This window comes from Nocardiopsis nanhaiensis (assembly GCF_054778635.1).
Window position 1 is genome coordinate 99,935 of record NZ_BAAGZJ010000007.1, and the last position, 17,077, is coordinate 117,011.

Below are 17,077 nucleotides of genomic sequence, written 5' to 3' on the forward strand. Positions count from 1 at the left end.
GTCCGTTCAGCGGTCATCCGGCCGTATCCGGTCGATCGCCCCGATCAGCAGCTCCGGGGCGAGGTCCTGGCGGGCGCTGTCGGAGAGTGAAGCGCTGCGGGCCGGACCCCTGGTCGGGCCCGGGCGTGCGGGATCGGAGGGTGCCTGCAGAGCGTGCATGGCCCGCACCCTAGCGGCCACGGTTCGGGTCGGGGGAACGCTGGCCACCTCCGGCCCTGCCACAGATACCTCCGGCTGCCGTCCCCTAGCCGAACGTGTCCGCGCCGTGTCCGTTACGGAACGCCGCCGCATAGGCCCGCGCCCCAAGGACAGCCTCCGCCCGTGCACCGATGCGGTCCACGTCGCCCCTCTCCGCTTCGGGCAGGGGCGCGCCCACAGACTCCCGTGCGGCCGCGGCCGCCCCCAACAGACGGGCCGCCTCCTCCGCGTCACCGTCGAGGACCGCGACCCCCGCGGAGCCCTCCAGCGCCAACGCCACCGCGCGCGTATCGCCGGTGGCCCGCGCCGCTACCAGACCTTCCGAGTGCAGCCTCCGTGCGGCGTCCGCATCGCCCCGCAGCTCCGCAACGAACCCCAGCTCCGCCTTGCCCAGGGCGACCCCGGGCAGGTAGCCGCTCCGCTCGTTCCACTCCATGAGCCGTTGCATGCGTTCCTCCGCCGCATCGAGCCTGCCGTTTCGGCGGTCGGCCAGGGCCAGCCCGTTCTCCGCGAAGGCCGCGCCCGCACCGTGGGCGCGTTCCCGCGCGATCCGCAACGCCCGCTCGTGAAGGTCCGCCGCGGTGTCGAAGTCGGCTGCGAGGAGGGACAGCCGCCCCAACCCCGACAGCTGTTCCGAGACGAACGTCCACAGGCCGAGGTCCTCGGCCACCCGCAGGGAGTCGGTGTGCAGCCGCCGGGCGGTGGTGTACCGGCCGCCGATCTCCGCCAGCGTGCCGAGGATGCGGGTGGCGCCCAGCCCGCCGTGGTCGTCCCCGGCCTCCCGGAACAGGGCCAGGGCCGACTCGGCGTCGGTACGGCAGCGGTCCAGGTCCCCACCGACCAAGTTCAGTTCGGCCCGGACGACGAGCGCCGACGCGATCCCCCACCTGTTCCCGAGGGCGCGGAAGGCGGTCAGGGCCTCCTCCGCCAGCCCGCCGATGACGGCCGTGTCCCCGGCACCCAGCATGCTGGCCGCGCAGAGCAACCGTGCGTGGGCGGCACCCACAGGGTCGTTGGCGGCCGTGTAGGCGTCGAACAGCTCTGATAGCTGGTCGTGGCGGTCCTCGTCAACCGGGTCCAGGAAGCCGACGGCGGTGCGCCAGGCCATGGCCCGCAGCCGGGCGGGGGAGTGCTGCCCGCCGACCTCGGCTCGGGTGCCGAGCGCGGAGGCCAGGCAGCGGCGCGCCTCCCTGAGCCGGCCCCGCATGGTCCAGTACCGTCCCAACGCCCCGGCCAGCCGTACGGCCAGCTCGTCCGCGCCCCGGTCGGATGCGAGGGCGGCCCAGTCGAGGGCGGCCCGGAGGTTTGCGGCCTCGGCGTCCAGACGGCACAGCCAATCGCGCTGCCGGTGCCCGCGCAACCCGCGCTCGGCCTCTTCCGCGAGGTCGGTGTGGTGCTCGGCGTGGGCCCGCCGCACACGCTCACCCTCACCGGATTCGGCCAGCCGCTCCAAGCCGTAGGCGGCCACGGACTCCAACAGCCGGTACCGGGGTGAACCGGCCGCCCCCTCCTCGACCACCACGAGGGAGCGGTCCGAGAGGCGGGCGACCAGGTCGAGGACGTCGTCCTCGGGCACGCCGCCGCCCGAACCCACCCGCTCGGCCGCCTCCAGCGTGCAGCCGCCCCGGTGGACGGCGAGCCGGCGCAGCACGGCGCGTTCGTCGCCGTCCAGCAGTTCCCAGCTCCAGTCCATCACCGCGCGCAGGGTGCGCTGGCGTTCCGGCGCGGTCCGGTGCCCCCGGCCCAGGACCCGGAAACGGTCGTCGAGCCGCCGCGCCAGTTCGCGGACCCCCAGGGTGCGCACCCGGGTGGCGGCCAGCTCTAGCGCGAGCGGGATCCCGTCCAGGCGGCGGCAGACCGCGGCCACCGCCTCCCGGTCGTCCTCCTTCAGCGCGAACCCCGGGGAGGACCGTGCGGCGCGGGCCACGAACAGGCGCACCGCGGCCGAGCGGTCGGCCTCCTCCGCGCTCTCGGGCAGTTCCAGCGGGGGAACGGGGTGTACCCGCTCGTCCACCAGTCCCAATGGTTCGTGGCTGGTGGCCAGGGCCCGGACCCCCGGGGACGATTCCAGCAGCTGTTCGCACAGGCGGGAGACGGGGTCCAGAACGTGCTCGCAGGTGTCGAACAGCAGGAGCGCCCGCTGGTCCCGCAAGGCGGCGCACAGCCGTTCGGCTGACCCGCGCCGGTCCCTCTCCCGGGGAGCGTGCTCGGGTACCCCCTCACGCAGCCCCAGCACGGCCGCCACCGCCTCGGCGATGCTCTCGGTATCGACAGAGACCTGCCCCCCGGGCTCGGGCCCCAGCCCGCCGAGCGCGACCATCCACACCCCGTCAGGGAACCGGTCTGAGATCCCGCGCAGGGCCTCCACGGCCAGCCGCGTCTTGCCGACCCCGCCCGGCCCGACCAGGGTGACCAACCGGTCCGACCCCAGGAGTGCGCGCACCCGGTCGATCTGCGGGCCCCGGCCCACGAGACCTCCGTCCGGCTCCCCGCTGAGCGGCGCGGCAAGGTTGGTGCGGCCGCGCGGAGGGCCCGGAGCCGCTTCGGGCGGGGGCTCCAATGAGGCGTCGCGGGCCAGGAGGGACGAGTGCAGGGCGGTCAGTTCCGCGCCCGGGTCCAGGCCCAGTTCCTCCGCCAAGTGCGAGCGCAGCCACTCGAAGCTGTCGAGGGCCTCGCTCTGCCGACCCGACCGGTACAGCGCAAGCATGTGCGCGGCCCGCAGACGTTCCCGCAACGGGTGCCGCTCCACCAGGTCGCCCAGTTCGCCCACCAGCAGCCGGTGTTCGCCCAACTCCAACCGGGCCTGGGCCAGCTCCTCCTCAGCGGTGAGCCGCAGCTCCTCCAAGCGGGCGGCGGCGTGGTGGGCGAACCCCTCGTCCGCAACGTCGGCGTAGGCCGGTCCCCGCCACAGGGCAAGCGCCTCCCGCAGAGCCTCGGCCCTCGAACCCGGATCGGTGGCGCTCCTCGACCGCTCCAGAAGCTCCCGCGCCCGCGTCGCGTCCACGTCGGAGGGGTCCGCCGCCAGGCGGTACCCGCCCGGTCCGTGCTCCACGAGCGCGCGCCCGCCCGGCTCGGCTTGGTCCAACGCCTTGCGCAGGCGCGAGACCTTGGTTTGGAGCGCTCCGGCGGACTGGCTCGGCGGGCGACCGTCCCACAGGGCGTCCACCAGACGGTCCACGGACACCGGATGACCCTCGTGGACGAGCAGCACGCACAGCAGGGCGCGGACCTTCGTGCCGGGAACCCGCACCCGCTCGCCGCCGGAGGTCCACACCGCGATCGGACCGAGAACCCCGAATCTCATGCCGCCCACACTAGATGCTCGCCCCTGACGGCAGATGGCCAGCGGACGGTCAGCCGACGGTCAGCGCCCGCGGCCACGGTGGGCCCAACGCCGCAGTCCCACACGAACAGGGAGAACCCGATGACCGCCCAGAACGCCCGCATCGCCGTCGTCTACTACTCGTCCACCGGCAACATCCACCGCCTCGCCGAGGCGGTGGCGGACGGGGCCGCCGACGCCGGTGCCGACGTCCGGTTGCGCCGGGCGGCCGAACTGGCCCCCGCGGAGGTGGTCGAGGCCCACCCCCACTGGCGCGCCCACCTGGACGCCACCGCCCACATCCCCGAGCCCACGCTGGACGACCTGCGGTGGGCCAACGGCTACGCCTTCGGTTCGCCTACGCGGTACGGCAACGCCGCCGCCCAGCTGCGGCAGTTCCTGGACACGACCAGCGACCCCTGGCAGGCGGGCGAGCTCGCTGACAAGCCCGCGACCGGATTCACCGGAAGCTACGAGGAGCACGGCGGCCAGGAGTCCACCCTGCTCTCCCTCTACAACACGCTCTTCCACTGGGGTGCGGTCATCGTGCCCACCGGATACGTCGACTACGAGCTGGTCGCAGCGGCGGGTGGCAACCCGTACGGCGTCAGCCAGGTCGAGGAGCGGGCCGAGGCGGACCCGGAGTACGTGAAGGCCGTGCTCGCCGCCGCCCGCTGGCAGGGCGGACGGCTGGCCGCCTTCGCCGGGACCCTGGCCGCCGCCCGCACCGGATGACCACCGGTGCCACTTCCCGACCCAGCCAGAAGGAGCCTCCGATGACAGTCGAAAACACGACCATGGAACACGACGGCCGCGCGGACGAGGATGGGCGTCCCCACGTGTCCGCCCGCTGGGACTCCGAACCCCTGGACCTGGCGGCCTACCTCGAGCGGATCGGCTACGACGGGCCGCTCGCTCCGACCCTCGACACACTGCGGGCTCTCCAGTCCGCGCACCTGGAGGCGATCCCGTTCGAGGGGATCAACGCCTACCTCGGTGTCCCGATCCCGCTCGACATCGACTCCCTGCAGGACAAGATGGTGCGCGGCCGACGCGGCGGCTACTGCAACGAACAGAACATCCTGTTCGGCACGGTCCTCGACCGCCTGGGCTTCCAGGTGACCGGCCGCAACGCCCGCATGCTGATGGGCGCCGACGAGCGCGTCATCACCGGGCGCGGGCACGCCATCCTGTCGGTGCTGGTCGACGGGACGGACTTTCACGTGGACGTGGGTATCGGCAACGTCGGGCCGCGCGGCCCGGTCCCCTTGGCCGAGGGCGTACGGACCGCCACGGGGCCGTGGGAGTACCGGATGGACCGCTCCGACCTGGACCACTGGGTACTCCGCTACCGGCGTCCGAAGCAGGGCGACTGGTTCAACGTCGTGCAGTTCACCGAGGAGAGGCACTACCGGTCCGACTACGCGGAGCAGAACATCATCGCCGCCACCCACGAGTCCTCACCCTTCACCCAGCAGCCCATCGCCGCATTCAACGGCGCCGAGGAGCGGCACGCGCTCGCCGGACTGGTCCTGAACACCTACCTGCCGAACGGGCAGAAGAGCACCCGCGAGATCTCCGAGGAGGACGTCCCCGGGACACTCCGCTCGGTTTTCGGGATCCACCTGTCCGAGGAGCGGGAACGCGCTCTCGTGGAGCGCCTTCGCACCCAGGAGCTCCCGGAGGAATCGCCGCTCGGGGGGTGATCCCGGGAGCCGCGGGGCCGTCCGAACCCGGGCCGTATGAGCTTGGGGCGGGCGGCCTCACCAGTGGCGGGCTGCTCCCAAGAGGCGTGACCGGACCAGTTCCAGGTGCGGATTGTCGGTCACACCGGGGCGCCGGGCCAGGTACAGGGTGTTGAACGGAGGGTCCTCCGGCTCCAGCAGTGCCACCAGATCCCCGTCGAGCAGCGCCCGCTGGCACAGGTAGCGCGGCAGGACGGTCACCCCCGCCCCGCCCATCACGGCGGCCATCACCGCACGCAGGTCGGGAACGGTGATCGCGGGCGTGTAGGTCAGCCGCACCCCGAACACGTGCCGCCAGTAGCGGCGCGCGATGGGAAGGTCGTCGGCGTAGGTCACCAACGGCACCCCGCAGAGCGCGGCACAGCCCTGGCGCTGGACTCGGTCGAGACCGATCCGTTCGGCCCATGCGGGTGCGGCGACCAGGACGAACTCCTCGTCCATCAGAGGTTCGGCGATCAGCGCCCGGCCGCGGGGGCGGACCGTGGACAGCACCAGGTCGTGCCGTCCGGCCCGGAGCCCTTCCAACAGTTCGTCGGTGAGTCCGGTGTGCACGCGCAGGCGCAGGTCCTCGCCGGTGACCAGCGGGGCGAGCGCGGGCAGCACGCGCTCGCCGAGCAGCTCGGCCGGGCCCGCCAAGCGCAGCGGCACGGGCGGTAGCGACGACGAGCCGGGGCCGGTCCGGCCCGCCACCACCTCCAGATCGTCGAGGGGTCCCGCTACGCGGGCGGCGAGGTCGTTCGCGTCGGCGGTGGGTGCCACACCGCGTGGGAGGCGTTCGAAGAGCTCGTGACCCAGGCGGCGCTCGAGGGTACGTATCTGGGTGGTGACGGTCGGCTGCGAGAGTCTTAGCAGCTGCGCCGCCGCGGTGAACGAACCCGAGCGGTGCACCGCGAGGAAGGTGCGGAGCAGCTGGAGGTCGAGGGGCCCGTCCGCCACGGGATCCGGTGCCGGGGCCGACGACGGGACCGGCTTCGCAGCTGACGAGGCGGAACCATTGGAAATCCTATAGGTCACCTCGCCGATTCTATTGGCATCTGTATGCCGCCCGGGTCTAGTGTCGAGGTCCCGTGGCTGTGCCGGTTCCCGGACCCACGAAGTCGAATCAGGGGGAGAGCTTCACCATGCCCGTTTCCAAGGAAGTCCACCTCGTCGCCCGGCCCTCCGGTGAGCCGAAGCCCGAGGACTTCGCCGTGGTCGAGGCCGTCGTCGCCGATCCCGGGCAGGGCCAGATCCTGGTCCGCAACGACTGGATGTCGGTCGACCCGTACATGCGCGGCCGCATGAACGACGTGAGGTCCTACGTGCCGCCCTTCGAACTGGGGAAGGTCATGGAGGGCGGCGCCGTCGGCACCGTCGTCGCCTCCGAGAGCCCTGACGTCCCCGTGGGCTCCTCCGTCCTGCATTTCCAGGGCTGGCGCGAGTACGCACTCATGGACGCCACCCGCGCCAAGGTCGTCGACACCGACGCCGCTCCCGCGCAGGCCTACCTCAGCGCGCTCGGCATGGTCGGCCTCACGGCCTACGCGGGGCTGACCGCGGTCGCCGGGCTCAAGGAGGGCGACGTGGTGTTCGTCTCCGGTGCCGCGGGTGCGGTCGGCAGCATCGCCGGCCAGCTCGCCAAGCTGCTCGGAGCATCGAAGGTGATCGGCTCCGCCGGCGGCCCTGAGAAGAAGCGCCGCCTGCTGGAGGAGTTCGGTTACGACGCCGCCATCGACTACCGCGAGGGCGACCTCGAGGGACAGCTGGCCGAAGCCGCGCCCGAAGGCATCGACGTCTACTTCGACAACGTCGGCGGCGACCACCTGCGCGCCGCCATCCAAGGCATGCGCGTGCACGGCCGGGCCGCCCTGTGCGGAGCGATCTCGGTCTACAACGCCACCGAGCCGGTACCCGGGCCGGACAACCTCGCTCTGCTGGTCGGCAAGCGCATCAAACTCCAGGGCTTCCTCGTCGGCGACCACGGCGACCTGGCCCCCGAGTACCACAAGCTCGCGGGACCGTGGCTGGCCGAGGGAAAGCTGCGCACGGAGGAGACCGTGGTGGACGGGATCGACCACTCGGTAGAGGCCTTCCTCGGCATGATGCGCGGGGCCAACACCGGCAAGATGCTGGTCCGCCTGGGCTCCTGAACCCATCCCCACACCGGGCCGTGGCATGATGCGCCACGGCACACCCCACACCCCACACAGTCGAAAGGCACACCCTTGCAGCACGTCACGCTGAACAACGGCCTCACCATGCCGCAGCTCGGATACGGCGTCTGGCAGGTTCCCGACGACGAGGCCCACACCGCCGTCACGGCCGCCATCGAGGCCGGTTACCGCAGCATCGACACCGCACGGCTCTACGACAACGAGAAGGGCACCGGCCGGGCCATCGCCGACTCCGGTGTGGCCCGTGAGGACATCTTCCTCACCACCAAGCTTTGGAACGACGACCAGGGCTACGACAAGGCCCTGAAGGCTTTCGACGCGAGCCTGGAGCGCCTGGGCACCGAGTACGTCGACCTGTACCTGATCCACTGGCCGGCCCCGGAGCGCGACTCCTACATCGACACTTGGAAGGCGCTGGAGCGCATCCACGCCGAGGGGCGGGCCAAGGCCATCGGCGTGTCCAACTTCACCGCCAAGACCCTGGAGCGCCTGATCGGTTCGGCCGAGGTCGTGCCCGCGATCAACCAGATCGAACTGCACCCGTACTTCTCGCAGACCGGCATGCGCGCCACCAACGCCGACCACGGACTCCTGACGGAGGCCTGGAGCCCGCTGGGCCAGGGCAAGGGCCTGCTCGATGACCCGACCCTGGTCGACCTTGGGGCCAAGCACGGCAAGTCCGCGGCCCAGGTCGTGCTGCGCTGGCACCTCCAGCTCGGCAACGTCGTCATTCCCAAGTCCGTGACCCCGTCGCGGATCAAGGCGAACTTCGACGTGTTCGACTTCGAACTCACCGCCGAGGACATGGAGCGGATCGACACCCTCGACCGCGGCGGCCGCATCGGCCCGGACCCTGACACGTTGAACTAGGCTGTGTTCGCCGGACACGCCCTAACCCAGCGGACGGACCGTTCAACGTCCCGATGATCCCATCGTGGCCCGTACCGATCACCCGGTGCGGGCCACCAGGTCCGACGATCCGAGGGTAAACCCGGGTACGGTCGGATGACCGCTTCCGGCCGGAGAATCGACCCCAGTACCAGGGCAAACACAGCCAACACGGGACACTTCGCGAGGGGTATAGACGTGTTGTGCGCGGCCGTCCGGCGACACCTCATCAGGGACTTGCGTCCCGGAGTGGCGAGGGGCCGAACAGAGGCGTACAGTCCTCCATGGTGCGCCGGGACAGTTCACACGGCGGACGCCACATCTCTCTCTACGCGAAACCAGATTCATGACCGTCGTCCCCCTTCGCGCCGCGCGTGTCTACCGCTCCGAAACCGCTGAGCGGTCCGTGCACGCCTGGTGTCACAAAGCCCTGAGCCAGTGGCCCGAACTCGGCCCCCTTCCTCCGGTGGAGACCCGATTGGGTCCCACACAGGCCTTTCGGGCCTCGGGTGGAACAGGTACGCCGGTGCTGGTCCTGTCCGGAACCAACTTCAACGCCGCCACCACGGTCCCTGCCGCCCGCGAGCTCGCCGCGGACCGGCCGGTGCTGCTGGTCGACCTTCCCGGGCAGCCGGGTCTGAGCTGTAGTCAGCGGACCGCAGGTGCCCGGGTCGGAGCCTACGGTGCGTGGCTCGACGAACTGCTGCCGCAGATCACCGACGGCCCGGTCCTCGTGCTGGGCCACTCCAGGGGTGCGGCGATCGCGCTGTCCTCGACCCCCAACCCGCTGGTCGCCGGAATGCTGCTGCTCAACCCCGCCGGGTTGACGGCGGCCGGTGTCAGCTCGGAGTCGATGCGCGCGACCCTGCCGTGGATGATCCATCCCAACGAGCAGACCAGTACCCGACTCATCGAGTTCCTCAGCGGCCCGTCCACGGACACCGGCTGTGCGGAACACCGCTCCGAGGCGGAGTGGCTGGCGCTGGTGTCGCGCCACTGCCGAACCCACTCGACCCCGACCCCGCTCCACGCGGAGTCCTTCATGGCCTGGTCCGGTACCCCGGTCCGGGTGGCCACCGGCTCGCACGACCCGTTCTTCTCACCCGCGCGCCTACACGGGCCGGCCCGCCGGTTCCTCGACTCCGAGGTGCGCACCATAGAGGGGGCCGGGCACCTGTCCCTGTACGAGCAGCCCGAGGCGGTCGCCGAGCTCCTGCGCGAACTCGACACCTGACCCGCAGTCCTCCGGTGCCGCGGGCCGCGGCCCTCCCGGTACCGGAGTCCGTGCACTCACTCCGGCAGCGCCCGGCGCAGGTCCGCGGCGGAGGTGAACACGTGCCCTCGGAGTCCCAGGGCGCGGGCCGCTTCCACGTTGGCCCGGTTGTCGTCCACGAAAAGGACGCCGTCGGCGGGGAAACCCATCCGTTCGAGGCACCAGTGATAGGCGTCGGCCTCGGGTTTGGCGCGGCCGATCCGGCAGGAGAGGCCCAGTACCGGAAACAGGGCGAACACGTGTGCGTGGCGTTCCTCGAAGCGGGCGGCCAGCTCCTGGGGGATGTTCGAGAGCATGCCGAGCGGGGTCCCCGCTTCGGAGAGTTCGCGCACGATCTCCACGGTGTCCTCGTTCAGCCGCGACCAGCTGTCCAGGTCCAGCGCGATCAGGTCTTCGACCTGCCCCGGGGTGAACGGGGTGCCGAGGAGGTCGCCCACCGCCTTCCAGTAGGCGGAGCCGTCCAGGTCGCCGCGGTCGTAGTCCGGGCGCGGCGTCCAGTAGGCGTTCCAGAAGGTGCCGTGGTCGTGGCCGGAGTACTCCACCATCGCGGCGCGGACCGTCGGCGACTGGTCCATGGCGACTACACCGAACATGTCGAACAGCACTGCGTCCAAGAGTTGCTCCCAGGGGTTGCGAACGGGTGGTTTCAGGGCCGGTACGGGTGGGCTTCTTCCCGCGTGCCGCGCCACTGAACCCTTGCGTGCTTCGCCACGGAACGGTACTCACGACGGTATGCCGACGCCCCACAGCATCATCCGTTGCACCCCCCACACCGCTCCCGCCCCTGACGAGGTCGAACGGCTCTACGCCGCGGCCTCCGCGCCGCCCCCGCTCAGTGAACCGCCCTCCGCGGCAGCCCTGTTCGCGCGGCTCTACGCGTCCTACCGGGGCAAGACCGCGACCATCACCCTCGCCGCCCGGCAGGGCGGAGAGCTCAAGGGCTTCGTGTACGCACATCCGTGGACGTGGGCCGAGGACGACCTCTGGGGGCAGCAGCTGTGCGATCGGCTGGGAGAGGCCCACCGGGAGCTCGACGGGACGCACGCCGTCTTCCTGCTGGCGGTCCATCCGGACTCGGGAGGGCGCGGCTTGGGCGCCGCTCTGATGGAGCGGGTAGTGGCGGAGATCCCCGGCCGGGCGTGGCTCCAGACCACCGATGCGGACACTCCCGCGCGCCGCCTGTACCTGCGGCTGGGTTGGCGCCAGGTCGGCTTCGGGCCGGACGCACCGGACGGGCGCCCCGGCGCAGTGTTCGTCAGGTGAGGTCTGTTGGCTTTTGTTCGCATTTATGGATCGATGATCGCCTGATGGATTCTGGGATATTTTCACCGATGTATTTCGGTGTGGTGGGAATGTCTCCGGGGAAGGACGGTTCCAACTCCAGTACAAGGGAACGGCATAACAGGTCACCCCCTCCCGGTGCGTATCCTTGCCCGAGATAGTCACGTGGGCGAAGGGGTTTTTCTTCCCTGCCGAACAACCCCGAAACACCAGAAAGCAGTCGGCATGCTCGAAAAGCTGGCACGGAAGCTGGGTCTGGAGACAAACCCGGCAATCTTCTTCATATCGGCGGCGCTGACCATCGTTTTCGTGGTGTGTGCCATCGCGTTCACCGAAACGATGGACCTCGTCTTCGGTACGGCTTCGGAGTGGATCCTCTCCAACCTCGGGTGGGTCTACATCCTCGGCGTGACCTCGTTCCTGATCTTCCTGATCTGGATCGCGCTGAGCCGCTTCGGCCACATCCGCTTGGGTGCACCGGACAGCAAGCCCGACTACAGCAATCTCTCGTGGTTCTGCATGCTGTTCGCGGCCGGCATCGGCAGCATCCTCATGTTCTGGGGTGTGGCGGAGCCGGTCAGCCACTTCGCCAACCCGCCACAACAGAACGCGGAACCCGAGTCGGTCGAGGCCGCTCAACAGGCCATGGGCTTCACGCTCTACCACTTCGGCCTGCACACCTGGACGATCTTCTGCCTGCCCGCGCTGGCCTTCGCCTATTTCGTGTACCGCAAGGGCCTTCCGTTCCGGGTGAGTTCGATCTTCTATCCCTTCTTGGGCGAGCGCATCCACGGTCCGATCGGGCGGACGGTCGACATCGTCGCGGTGATCGGCACCCTGTTCGGTGTCGCCGTCACCATCGGCCTCGGTACCATGCAGATCAACAGCGGCCTCAACACCCTGTTCGGTGTCCAGGAGAGCGCGGTCACCCAGGTGATCCTCATCGCCGTGGTCACCTGCATCGCGGTGATCTCCTTGGCCACCGGACTCGACGTCGGCATCAAGTGGCTCTCCCAGATCAACATCCTGATGGCGGTGGGGCTCCTGGTCTTCGTGTTCCTGGCGGGGTCCTCGGTCTTTCTCGCCAAGGGCGTCATCGAGACCACCGGTGTCTACGCGGAGTGGCTCGTACCGCTGGCCTTCTGGACCGACACGTTCGGCGACACGGGATGGCAGGGGTCGTGGACGGTCTTCTACTGGGCGTGGACCATCACCTGGTCGCCGTTTGTCGGCATCTTCATCGCGCGGATCTCCAAGGGGCGCACCATCCGCCAGTTCGTCCTGGGTGTGCTGGGGCTGCCCACGGCCTTCAGCATCGTCTGGTTCAGCGTCTTCGGGCTGTCGTCCTTCGACATCGAGATGACCCGGGACGGTGACCTGGTGGAGGAGGTCGTCGTCAACGAGGACATCCCGGGCGCCCTGTTCACGTTCCTGGCCAACTACCCGTGGGCCACGGTCCTGTCCGCAGTGGCCATCCTCATCGTCGTCATCTTCTTCACCACCTCCTCGGACTCCGCGTCCTTGGTGGTGGACATGCTCTGCTCCGGCACCGAATCGTCGCCGACCCGTCAGAGGGTGTTCTGGGGCGTCACCGAGGGGGTGGTCGCCGCCACCCTTCTCACGGCGACCGGGGTGGGAGGCCTGGAGGCACTGGAACAGACGATCATCGTGATCGGGCTGCCGTTCTTCTTCATCGGCTTCTTCATGATGGCCGCACTGGTGACATCCCTCCAAGCGGAGACAGCGCAGGGCTCCGGCGTCCAGAGGCAGCGGAGCGCGCCCCTGGAGGCGCGGGCCCGCAGGATGAAACGGGACCATCAGCGCGAGAACGGCGGGGCCGCGGCCGGGCGGTCCGAGGAGGATGAGATCTGACATGAGCGGTTAGAAAGGTCAGGCGTCAGGCTGGCCAGAAGAACGCGTCGACCTCGGAGTGCAGGTAGAGCAGTTCGGGGTCGACGCGGTTCCGTCCGTAGGAGTCCAGGAACCGGTCCACGTCCGACTCGCCGAAGTGCGGATTCAGCCGGTTGCGCAGACTGCCGACCATCGCGGCCAGATCAGAGTGCGGGTCGGCCGGGCCCGCCTTCCCCAGATCCACGAGGCCCCACGCGCCGGCCGGGGTGATCAGGACGTTCGGCAGGCAGAAGTCCCCGTGGGTCACCACCTCCGGTAGGCGGCCCGCCCGCTCGGCCAGCAGCTCCACCGCCGCCAGTGCTCTCGCCGGGTCGGTATCCGAGCGTCCGGTGCCCCGCCAGGAGTGTTCGACCAGCCCCGAGGCGACCCGCTGCCGGGCCCGTTCCAGGGTCCCGTCCAGCGTCCGTGCCTCCAGTGCCGGACCGGGTGGGGAACGGTGAATCCGGTCCGCCACCTCGGCCAGCATCTCCACCAGCCGCGGGTGCTCCCGAGCGGTCACCGGCTCGTGGGCGCCGGTGCCGGGAACGTGGGCGGAGACCGTCCACCGGAACCCGCGCCCCCGGTCGTCGGGCCCGTGCTCCAAGAGGCGGGGCGTCGTCAGGCCGAAGCCGCCCAGCCAGTCCGAGCGGACGGCCTCCAGTTCCAGCTCCCGCATGAGGTCGGGGCGTTCGGGCGGTGCGCACTTGAACACGGCCACCGAGTGGCCACTGCTGTCGCGGAGGCGGAACACCCGGGCTCCGGAGAGGCCGACGTGGATCTCCTCGGGCCGGGTGGCGCGCAGGGCGGGGTCGTGGAAGTCGGGCAGGCGCATGCCGGGACCCTAACCGGCGCTTCCGCGCCGGGCGACCGGTTTTCCCGCCCCTGCCACGGGAGGCTCAGGTGGGCGGTGGCCGATCGCGGGCAGGATGACCTCGTCGACGATGCGGGCCAGGTAGGTGGACGGAGGAAGCTGCCACGGGTGGTCCGCGCAGTACTTGAGCAGCATGGCCTCACCTATGTCGGTGGTGAGCTCGTTGACCCTGGCGGGGTCCACCTCGCCTGAGGCGGCGTAGTGCTCCAGCACGGTACGGGTGAAGCGTCCGCCGCGCGGTTCGTACACCTCCGTCCACATGCGCGTGAGGAGTTCGGGACGCCTCATGCACTCGGCCACCACGGCCATGAGCGCGTACCCCAAGTCCCCGTCGGTCATGGTCGAGCGGAAGAGCTCCAGTGACCGGACGAGGTCTCCGCGGAGGTCGTCCGCCTCCGGGCTGGGCACCTCTTGGGGGAAGTGGTGGTGGAGTGCCTCGATCAGGATGTCCTCCGGTGCGGACCAGCGGCGGTAGAGCGAGGTCTTGGCCGTTTCGGCCCTGCGGGCGATCCCCTCCATGGTCAGACCGGGCACCCCGGTCTTGGCGGTTTCGGCGAGGACCGCCTGGTAGATGGCGTCGACGAGTTCCTGGCCGCGCCTGCGTGTGGCCTTGGGGGCTGGCCGCATGTGGTCAGTCATGTCAGTCCGTTCGTAAGAAACGGTCACGTATCTTATATTCCTTAGATACGCCATCGTATCTAATGGCCGCTACGTCTGGAGGCAGCCGTGTCACACACAACCCAGCCCCCCGTGTCGGGTACCCCGCCCGCCGGGCGCTCGCTCGCCCCCGACCTGGCCCGCGGTTTCATGCTTCTAGTCATCGCCACCGTGCACGCCCACATGTTCCGGCAGTTCGCCACAGGCGGGGACGCCCTCAGCCTGGCCGGAAGCCTGGACGTCGCGGTAACCGGCTTCATGACCCTCTTCGCCGAGTCGCGCGGCTACCCGATGTTCGCCGCGCTGTTCGGTTACGGCCTGGCCCAGATCTACCTGCGCCGCACCGCCGAGGGGCGGGAGTGGCCCTGGGTGCGGGCCCTGGTGCGCAGGCGGGGCCGATGGATGGTCTTCATCGGGTTCCTGCACATCGCGCTGATCTTCTACGGCGACATCATCTCCGTGTACGGGCTGATCGCCCTGCTGTTCGCGGGCCTGCTCGTCCGCAGCGACCGGAGGCTGCTCGCGCACGCCTTCGCCTGGATGTCCGCCGGTAGCCTCGTGTACGCCTTGGCGGAGTCGGCTCTCTTCTCCTCGCACGCCCAGCAGGACCTCGCGGCGGAGCTGACCCCGCTCGTGGACGTGTTCATGCGGCTCGTGTCGTGGCCGGCGGTCACCGTGGTCATGCTGCTCACCTCGGTCTTCCCCTTCCTCGTCGGCGTCTGGGCGGCTCGCCGCCGCCTCTTGGAGGAGCCGGAACGGCACCTCGGATTCCTCCGCAAGGTCGCGCTGATCGGCATCCCCGCGGCCGTGCTGGGTGCGGTCCCGCAGATGCTCGTGCTGATCGAGGTGTGGTCCCCCGAACCGGCCCTGCTGCTCGGCGCGAAATGGCTGCACGTCCTCTCCGGCTACGCCGGCGGCTTCGGGTACGCGGCCCTGATCGCCCTGGTCGCCGTGGCCATGGGCGACCGGCGGGGCCCGGTGGTGCGGGCACTCGCGGCCACCGGCCAGAGGTCGATGACCTGCTATCTGCTCCAGTCCGTAGCCTGGCTCGTGCTGTTCATGCCGTACACGCTCAACCTGGCCGTCCGACTGGACGACGCCCAGTCGGTCCTGCTCGGCGCGGCGGTCTGGGCGACCACCGTGGTGATCGCAGCGCTCATGGCCCGGTTCGGCGTGCGCGGCCCGGCAGAGGCCTTCCTGCGCCGGGTGACCTACGGGCGCCCCGAGAAGCCCGAACCCGACACGGTGTCCACCGGCGGGCCAACGGGCGGGAGCGGCTGAGGGGCCACCGCGCCGGTCGGTGCCGGAGGGCATCATGGGGGCATGCCGTTCTCTGACTGCGACCAGCGCTTCCTCGCCGCCACCGCCGACCGCCTCGCCTCCCTTCCGGAGGTCGAGGCGGTCATGCTCGGCGGATCACGGGCTCAGGAAACCCACCGGACCGGCAGTGACTGGGATCTCGCCCTCTACTACCGGGGCTCCACCGGCGAGTTCGATCCCCAGGCGCTGCGGGACATCGGCTGGGAGGGCGAGGTCTCGGAGGTCGGCGGCTGGAGCGAGGGCGTGTTCAACGGCGGGGCCTGGCTGCGGATCGACGGCCGCTCCGTGGACGTCCACTACCGGGACCTCGACGTGGTGGAACACGAGATCGGGGAAGCCGAGCAGGGCCGCTTCCGGGTCGAACCGCTCATGTTCCACCTGGTGGGCATCCCCACCTACCTGGTCGCCGCCGAGCTCGCCCTCGGCCGGGTGCTGGTCGGGGACCTGCCCCGGCCCGAGTACCCGAAGGCCCTCATGGAGAGCGCCCCGCCGCTCTGGCGCGGGTTCGCCTCGGCCAACCTCGCCTACGCCGAAGCCAACCACGCGCCGCGGGGCCGGGTGACCCAGTGCGCGGGGCTGGTCGCCCAGGCCGCGGCGCAGGCGGCGCACGCCGTCCTCGCGGGGCGCGGCGAGTGGGCGACCAACGACAAGGACCTGCTGTCCAAGGCAGGGCTGGACGAACTGGACTTCGTGGTGGCCGGGATGACCGCCGACCCGCAGGACCTCCTGGCAGGGGTCGCCGAAGCCGGGCGGATCATCGCCGGCGCCAGGTAGCGCCGTTCCGGACGGCCCATGGGCGGGCTATGAGCGGCATCCGCGCGTGCGCGGCCCTTGCGGCATACGGTCGTATTCCCTTATGGTTAGTGAGTGCCCACTTACTAAGGAGTCCGCCGTGGCCGCCACTGAAAGCCCTCCCCGCCACCGACGCACCCGGCACACCGACCTCGCGGTCGCCGCCCTCATCCTCGTGATCGAACTCGCCGCCACCCTCGGCGACGTCGACGGCGACCCCTTCGCCCCCGTCGACGGCTGGGGCCTCACCCGTACCCCAGACACCCTCACGCTCCTGCTGGTCGCCGCCGGGTGTGCCGCGCTCTACTGGCGGCGCACCCGGCCCGTCCCCGCCCTGCTCGCCACCTGCGCCGCCTACGCCGGGTACCTGCTGCTCGGCCACGAACTCGGCCTGTTCCTCGCGCCGATGGTCGCCCTCTACACGGTCGCCGTACTCGGCGCCTCCCGCACCTGGGCCGCTGTCGCAGCGGCCGCCGCCTACGCCGCGTCCCTGGCCTGGGTGCACGAACGCGTCGCGGCCGTCACGGACCCCGGAGCCGCCCTGCTCGCCTGGGTCGCCTTCGCCGCCGTGATAGGTGTGTTCCTCGCCGGTCCGTACGTGGCCGGTGAGCTGGTCCGCCAGCGCCGCAAGCTCGCAGCCCGCCCCGGACCGAGCACAGAACAGCCCGACCGCAGTACACGCTAGGA

General features: G+C 70.6%; 16 protein-coding genes. 10 read left to right on the forward strand and 6 right to left on the reverse strand.

Features of this window, described 5'->3' with window-relative positions; all coding sequences use genetic code 11:
- Positions 1–6: 6 nt before the first annotated feature.
- Complete coding sequence (locus tag ACYVD1_RS05185) at positions 7–159, reverse strand: hypothetical protein (protein ID WP_460768475.1); 153 nt, start codon at positions 157–159, stop codon at positions 7–9.
- A gap of 85 nt (positions 160–244) precedes the next feature.
- Positions 245–3,502, reverse strand: a complete 3,258-nt coding sequence (locus tag ACYVD1_RS05190) for a BTAD domain-containing putative transcriptional regulator (RefSeq protein WP_460768477.1) — start codon at positions 3,500–3,502, stop codon at positions 245–247.
- A gap of 120 nt (positions 3,503–3,622) precedes the next feature.
- Here ACYVD1_RS05190 and wrbA point away from each other — a divergent pair, with 120 nt between their 5' ends.
- Together wrbA and ACYVD1_RS05200 are read left to right on the forward strand one after the other, a co-directional pair.
- Positions 3,623–4,255: an NAD(P)H:quinone oxidoreductase gene (gene wrbA, locus ACYVD1_RS05195; protein WP_460768481.1), complete on the forward strand. Its 633-nt coding sequence runs from the start codon at positions 3,623–3,625 to the stop codon at positions 4,253–4,255.
- A 41-nt stretch (positions 4,256–4,296) separates the two neighbouring features.
- Positions 4,297–5,226 (forward strand): arylamine N-acetyltransferase family protein, encoded by a 930-nt coding sequence (locus ACYVD1_RS05200; RefSeq protein ID WP_460768484.1) that lies wholly within the window; start codon positions 4,297–4,299, stop codon positions 5,224–5,226.
- Positions 5,227–5,283: 57 nt separating this feature from the next.
- Here ACYVD1_RS05200 and ACYVD1_RS05205 read toward each other — a convergent pair whose 3' ends face one another.
- Positions 5,284–6,201, reverse strand: a complete 918-nt coding sequence (locus ACYVD1_RS05205) for a LysR family transcriptional regulator (protein ID WP_460768592.1) — start codon at positions 6,199–6,201, stop codon at positions 5,284–5,286.
- Positions 6,202–6,386: 185 nt separating this feature from the next.
- On the opposite strand from ACYVD1_RS05205, the gene ACYVD1_RS05210 reads away from it, so the two are divergent.
- The 3 genes from ACYVD1_RS05210 to ACYVD1_RS05220 all read left to right on the forward strand — a co-directional run bounded on the left by ACYVD1_RS05210 (position 6,387) and on the right by ACYVD1_RS05220 (position 9,540).
- Positions 6,387–7,394: an NADP-dependent oxidoreductase gene (locus tag ACYVD1_RS05210; RefSeq protein WP_460768486.1), complete on the forward strand. Its 1,008-nt coding sequence runs from the start codon at positions 6,387–6,389 to the stop codon at positions 7,392–7,394.
- Between the two features lie 75 nt (positions 7,395–7,469).
- The gene (locus ACYVD1_RS05215) at positions 7,470–8,288 is read left to right on the forward strand and encodes an aldo/keto reductase (RefSeq protein WP_460768488.1); all 819 of its coding nucleotides are present in this window, start codon (positions 7,470–7,472) and stop codon (positions 8,286–8,288) included.
- A 364-nt stretch (positions 8,289–8,652) separates the two neighbouring features.
- Positions 8,653–9,540, forward strand: coding sequence for an alpha/beta fold hydrolase (locus ACYVD1_RS05220; protein ID WP_460768490.1), 888 nt, complete (start codon positions 8,653–8,655; stop codon positions 9,538–9,540).
- A 56-nt stretch (positions 9,541–9,596) separates the two neighbouring features.
- Here ACYVD1_RS05220 and ACYVD1_RS05225 read toward each other — a convergent pair whose 3' ends face one another.
- Positions 9,597–10,193, reverse strand: coding sequence for an HAD family hydrolase (locus ACYVD1_RS05225; RefSeq protein WP_460768492.1), 597 nt, complete (start codon positions 10,191–10,193; stop codon positions 9,597–9,599).
- A gap of 118 nt (positions 10,194–10,311) precedes the next feature.
- Between ACYVD1_RS05225 and ACYVD1_RS05230 the strand changes: the two genes are divergently transcribed.
- Positions 10,312–10,842: a GNAT family N-acetyltransferase gene (locus ACYVD1_RS05230; protein ID WP_460768494.1), complete on the forward strand. Its 531-nt coding sequence runs from the start codon at positions 10,312–10,314 to the stop codon at positions 10,840–10,842.
- A gap of 243 nt (positions 10,843–11,085) precedes the next feature.
- Complete coding sequence (locus tag ACYVD1_RS05235) at positions 11,086–12,732, forward strand: BCCT family transporter (RefSeq protein ID WP_460768496.1); 1,647 nt, start codon at positions 11,086–11,088, stop codon at positions 12,730–12,732.
- A gap of 25 nt (positions 12,733–12,757) precedes the next feature.
- Here the strand turns inward: ACYVD1_RS05235 and ACYVD1_RS05240 are convergent, their stop codons facing one another.
- The gene (locus ACYVD1_RS05240; protein ID WP_460768498.1) at positions 12,758–13,582 is read right to left on the reverse strand and encodes a phosphotransferase; all 825 of its coding nucleotides are present in this window, start codon (positions 13,580–13,582) and stop codon (positions 12,758–12,760) included.
- A gap of 9 nt (positions 13,583–13,591) precedes the next feature.
- Complete coding sequence (locus tag ACYVD1_RS05245; protein ID WP_460768500.1) at positions 13,592–14,260, reverse strand: TetR/AcrR family transcriptional regulator; 669 nt, start codon at positions 14,258–14,260, stop codon at positions 13,592–13,594.
- Positions 14,261–14,347: 87 nt separating this feature from the next.
- Between ACYVD1_RS05245 and ACYVD1_RS05250 the strand changes: the two genes are divergently transcribed.
- The 3 genes from ACYVD1_RS05250 to ACYVD1_RS05260 all read left to right on the forward strand — a co-directional run bounded on the left by ACYVD1_RS05250 (position 14,348) and on the right by ACYVD1_RS05260 (position 17,075).
- On the forward strand, positions 14,348–15,559 hold the full coding sequence (locus tag ACYVD1_RS05250; protein WP_460768502.1) for a DUF418 domain-containing protein: 1,212 nt from the start codon (positions 14,348–14,350) through the stop codon (positions 15,557–15,559).
- Between the two features lie 42 nt (positions 15,560–15,601).
- Complete coding sequence (locus ACYVD1_RS05255) at positions 15,602–16,372, forward strand: nucleotidyltransferase domain-containing protein (protein WP_460768505.1); 771 nt, start codon at positions 15,602–15,604, stop codon at positions 16,370–16,372.
- Positions 16,373–16,490: 118 nt separating this feature from the next.
- Positions 16,491–17,075 (forward strand): DUF7134 domain-containing protein, encoded by a 585-nt coding sequence (locus ACYVD1_RS05260; protein WP_460768509.1) that lies wholly within the window; start codon positions 16,491–16,493, stop codon positions 17,073–17,075.
- The last annotated feature ends 2 nt before the right edge of the window (positions 17,076–17,077 follow it).

Excerpts from the sequence above, each read along its gene's own strand:
- ACYVD1_RS05240 (WP_460768498.1), bottom strand. The coding sequence starts at position 13,582 with ATGCGCCTGCCCGACTTCCACGACCCCGCCCTGCGCGCCACCCGGCCC.
- ACYVD1_RS05200 (WP_460768484.1), top strand. The coding sequence starts at position 4,297 with ATGACAGTCGAAAACACGACCATGGAACACGACGGCCGCGCGGACGAG.
- ACYVD1_RS05220 (WP_460768490.1), top strand. The coding sequence starts at position 8,653 with ATGACCGTCGTCCCCCTTCGCGCCGCGCGTGTCTACCGCTCCGAAACC.
- ACYVD1_RS05210 (WP_460768486.1), top strand. The coding sequence starts at position 6,387 with ATGCCCGTTTCCAAGGAAGTCCACCTCGTCGCCCGGCCCTCCGGTGAG.
- ACYVD1_RS05245 (WP_460768500.1), bottom strand. The coding sequence starts at position 14,260 with ATGACTGACCACATGCGGCCAGCCCCCAAGGCCACACGCAGGCGCGGC.
- ACYVD1_RS05235 (WP_460768496.1), top strand. The coding sequence starts at position 11,086 with ATGCTCGAAAAGCTGGCACGGAAGCTGGGTCTGGAGACAAACCCGGCA.
- wrbA (WP_460768481.1), top strand. The coding sequence starts at position 3,623 with ATGACCGCCCAGAACGCCCGCATCGCCGTCGTCTACTACTCGTCCACC.
- ACYVD1_RS05185 (WP_460768475.1), bottom strand. The coding sequence starts at position 159 with ATGCACGCTCTGCAGGCACCCTCCGATCCCGCACGCCCGGGCCCGACC.
- ACYVD1_RS05255 (WP_460768505.1), top strand. The coding sequence starts at position 15,602 with ATGCCGTTCTCTGACTGCGACCAGCGCTTCCTCGCCGCCACCGCCGAC.
- ACYVD1_RS05230 (WP_460768494.1), top strand. The coding sequence starts at position 10,312 with ATGCCGACGCCCCACAGCATCATCCGTTGCACCCCCCACACCGCTCCC.
- ACYVD1_RS05190 (WP_460768477.1), bottom strand. The coding sequence starts at position 3,502 with ATGAGATTCGGGGTTCTCGGTCCGATCGCGGTGTGGACCTCCGGCGGC.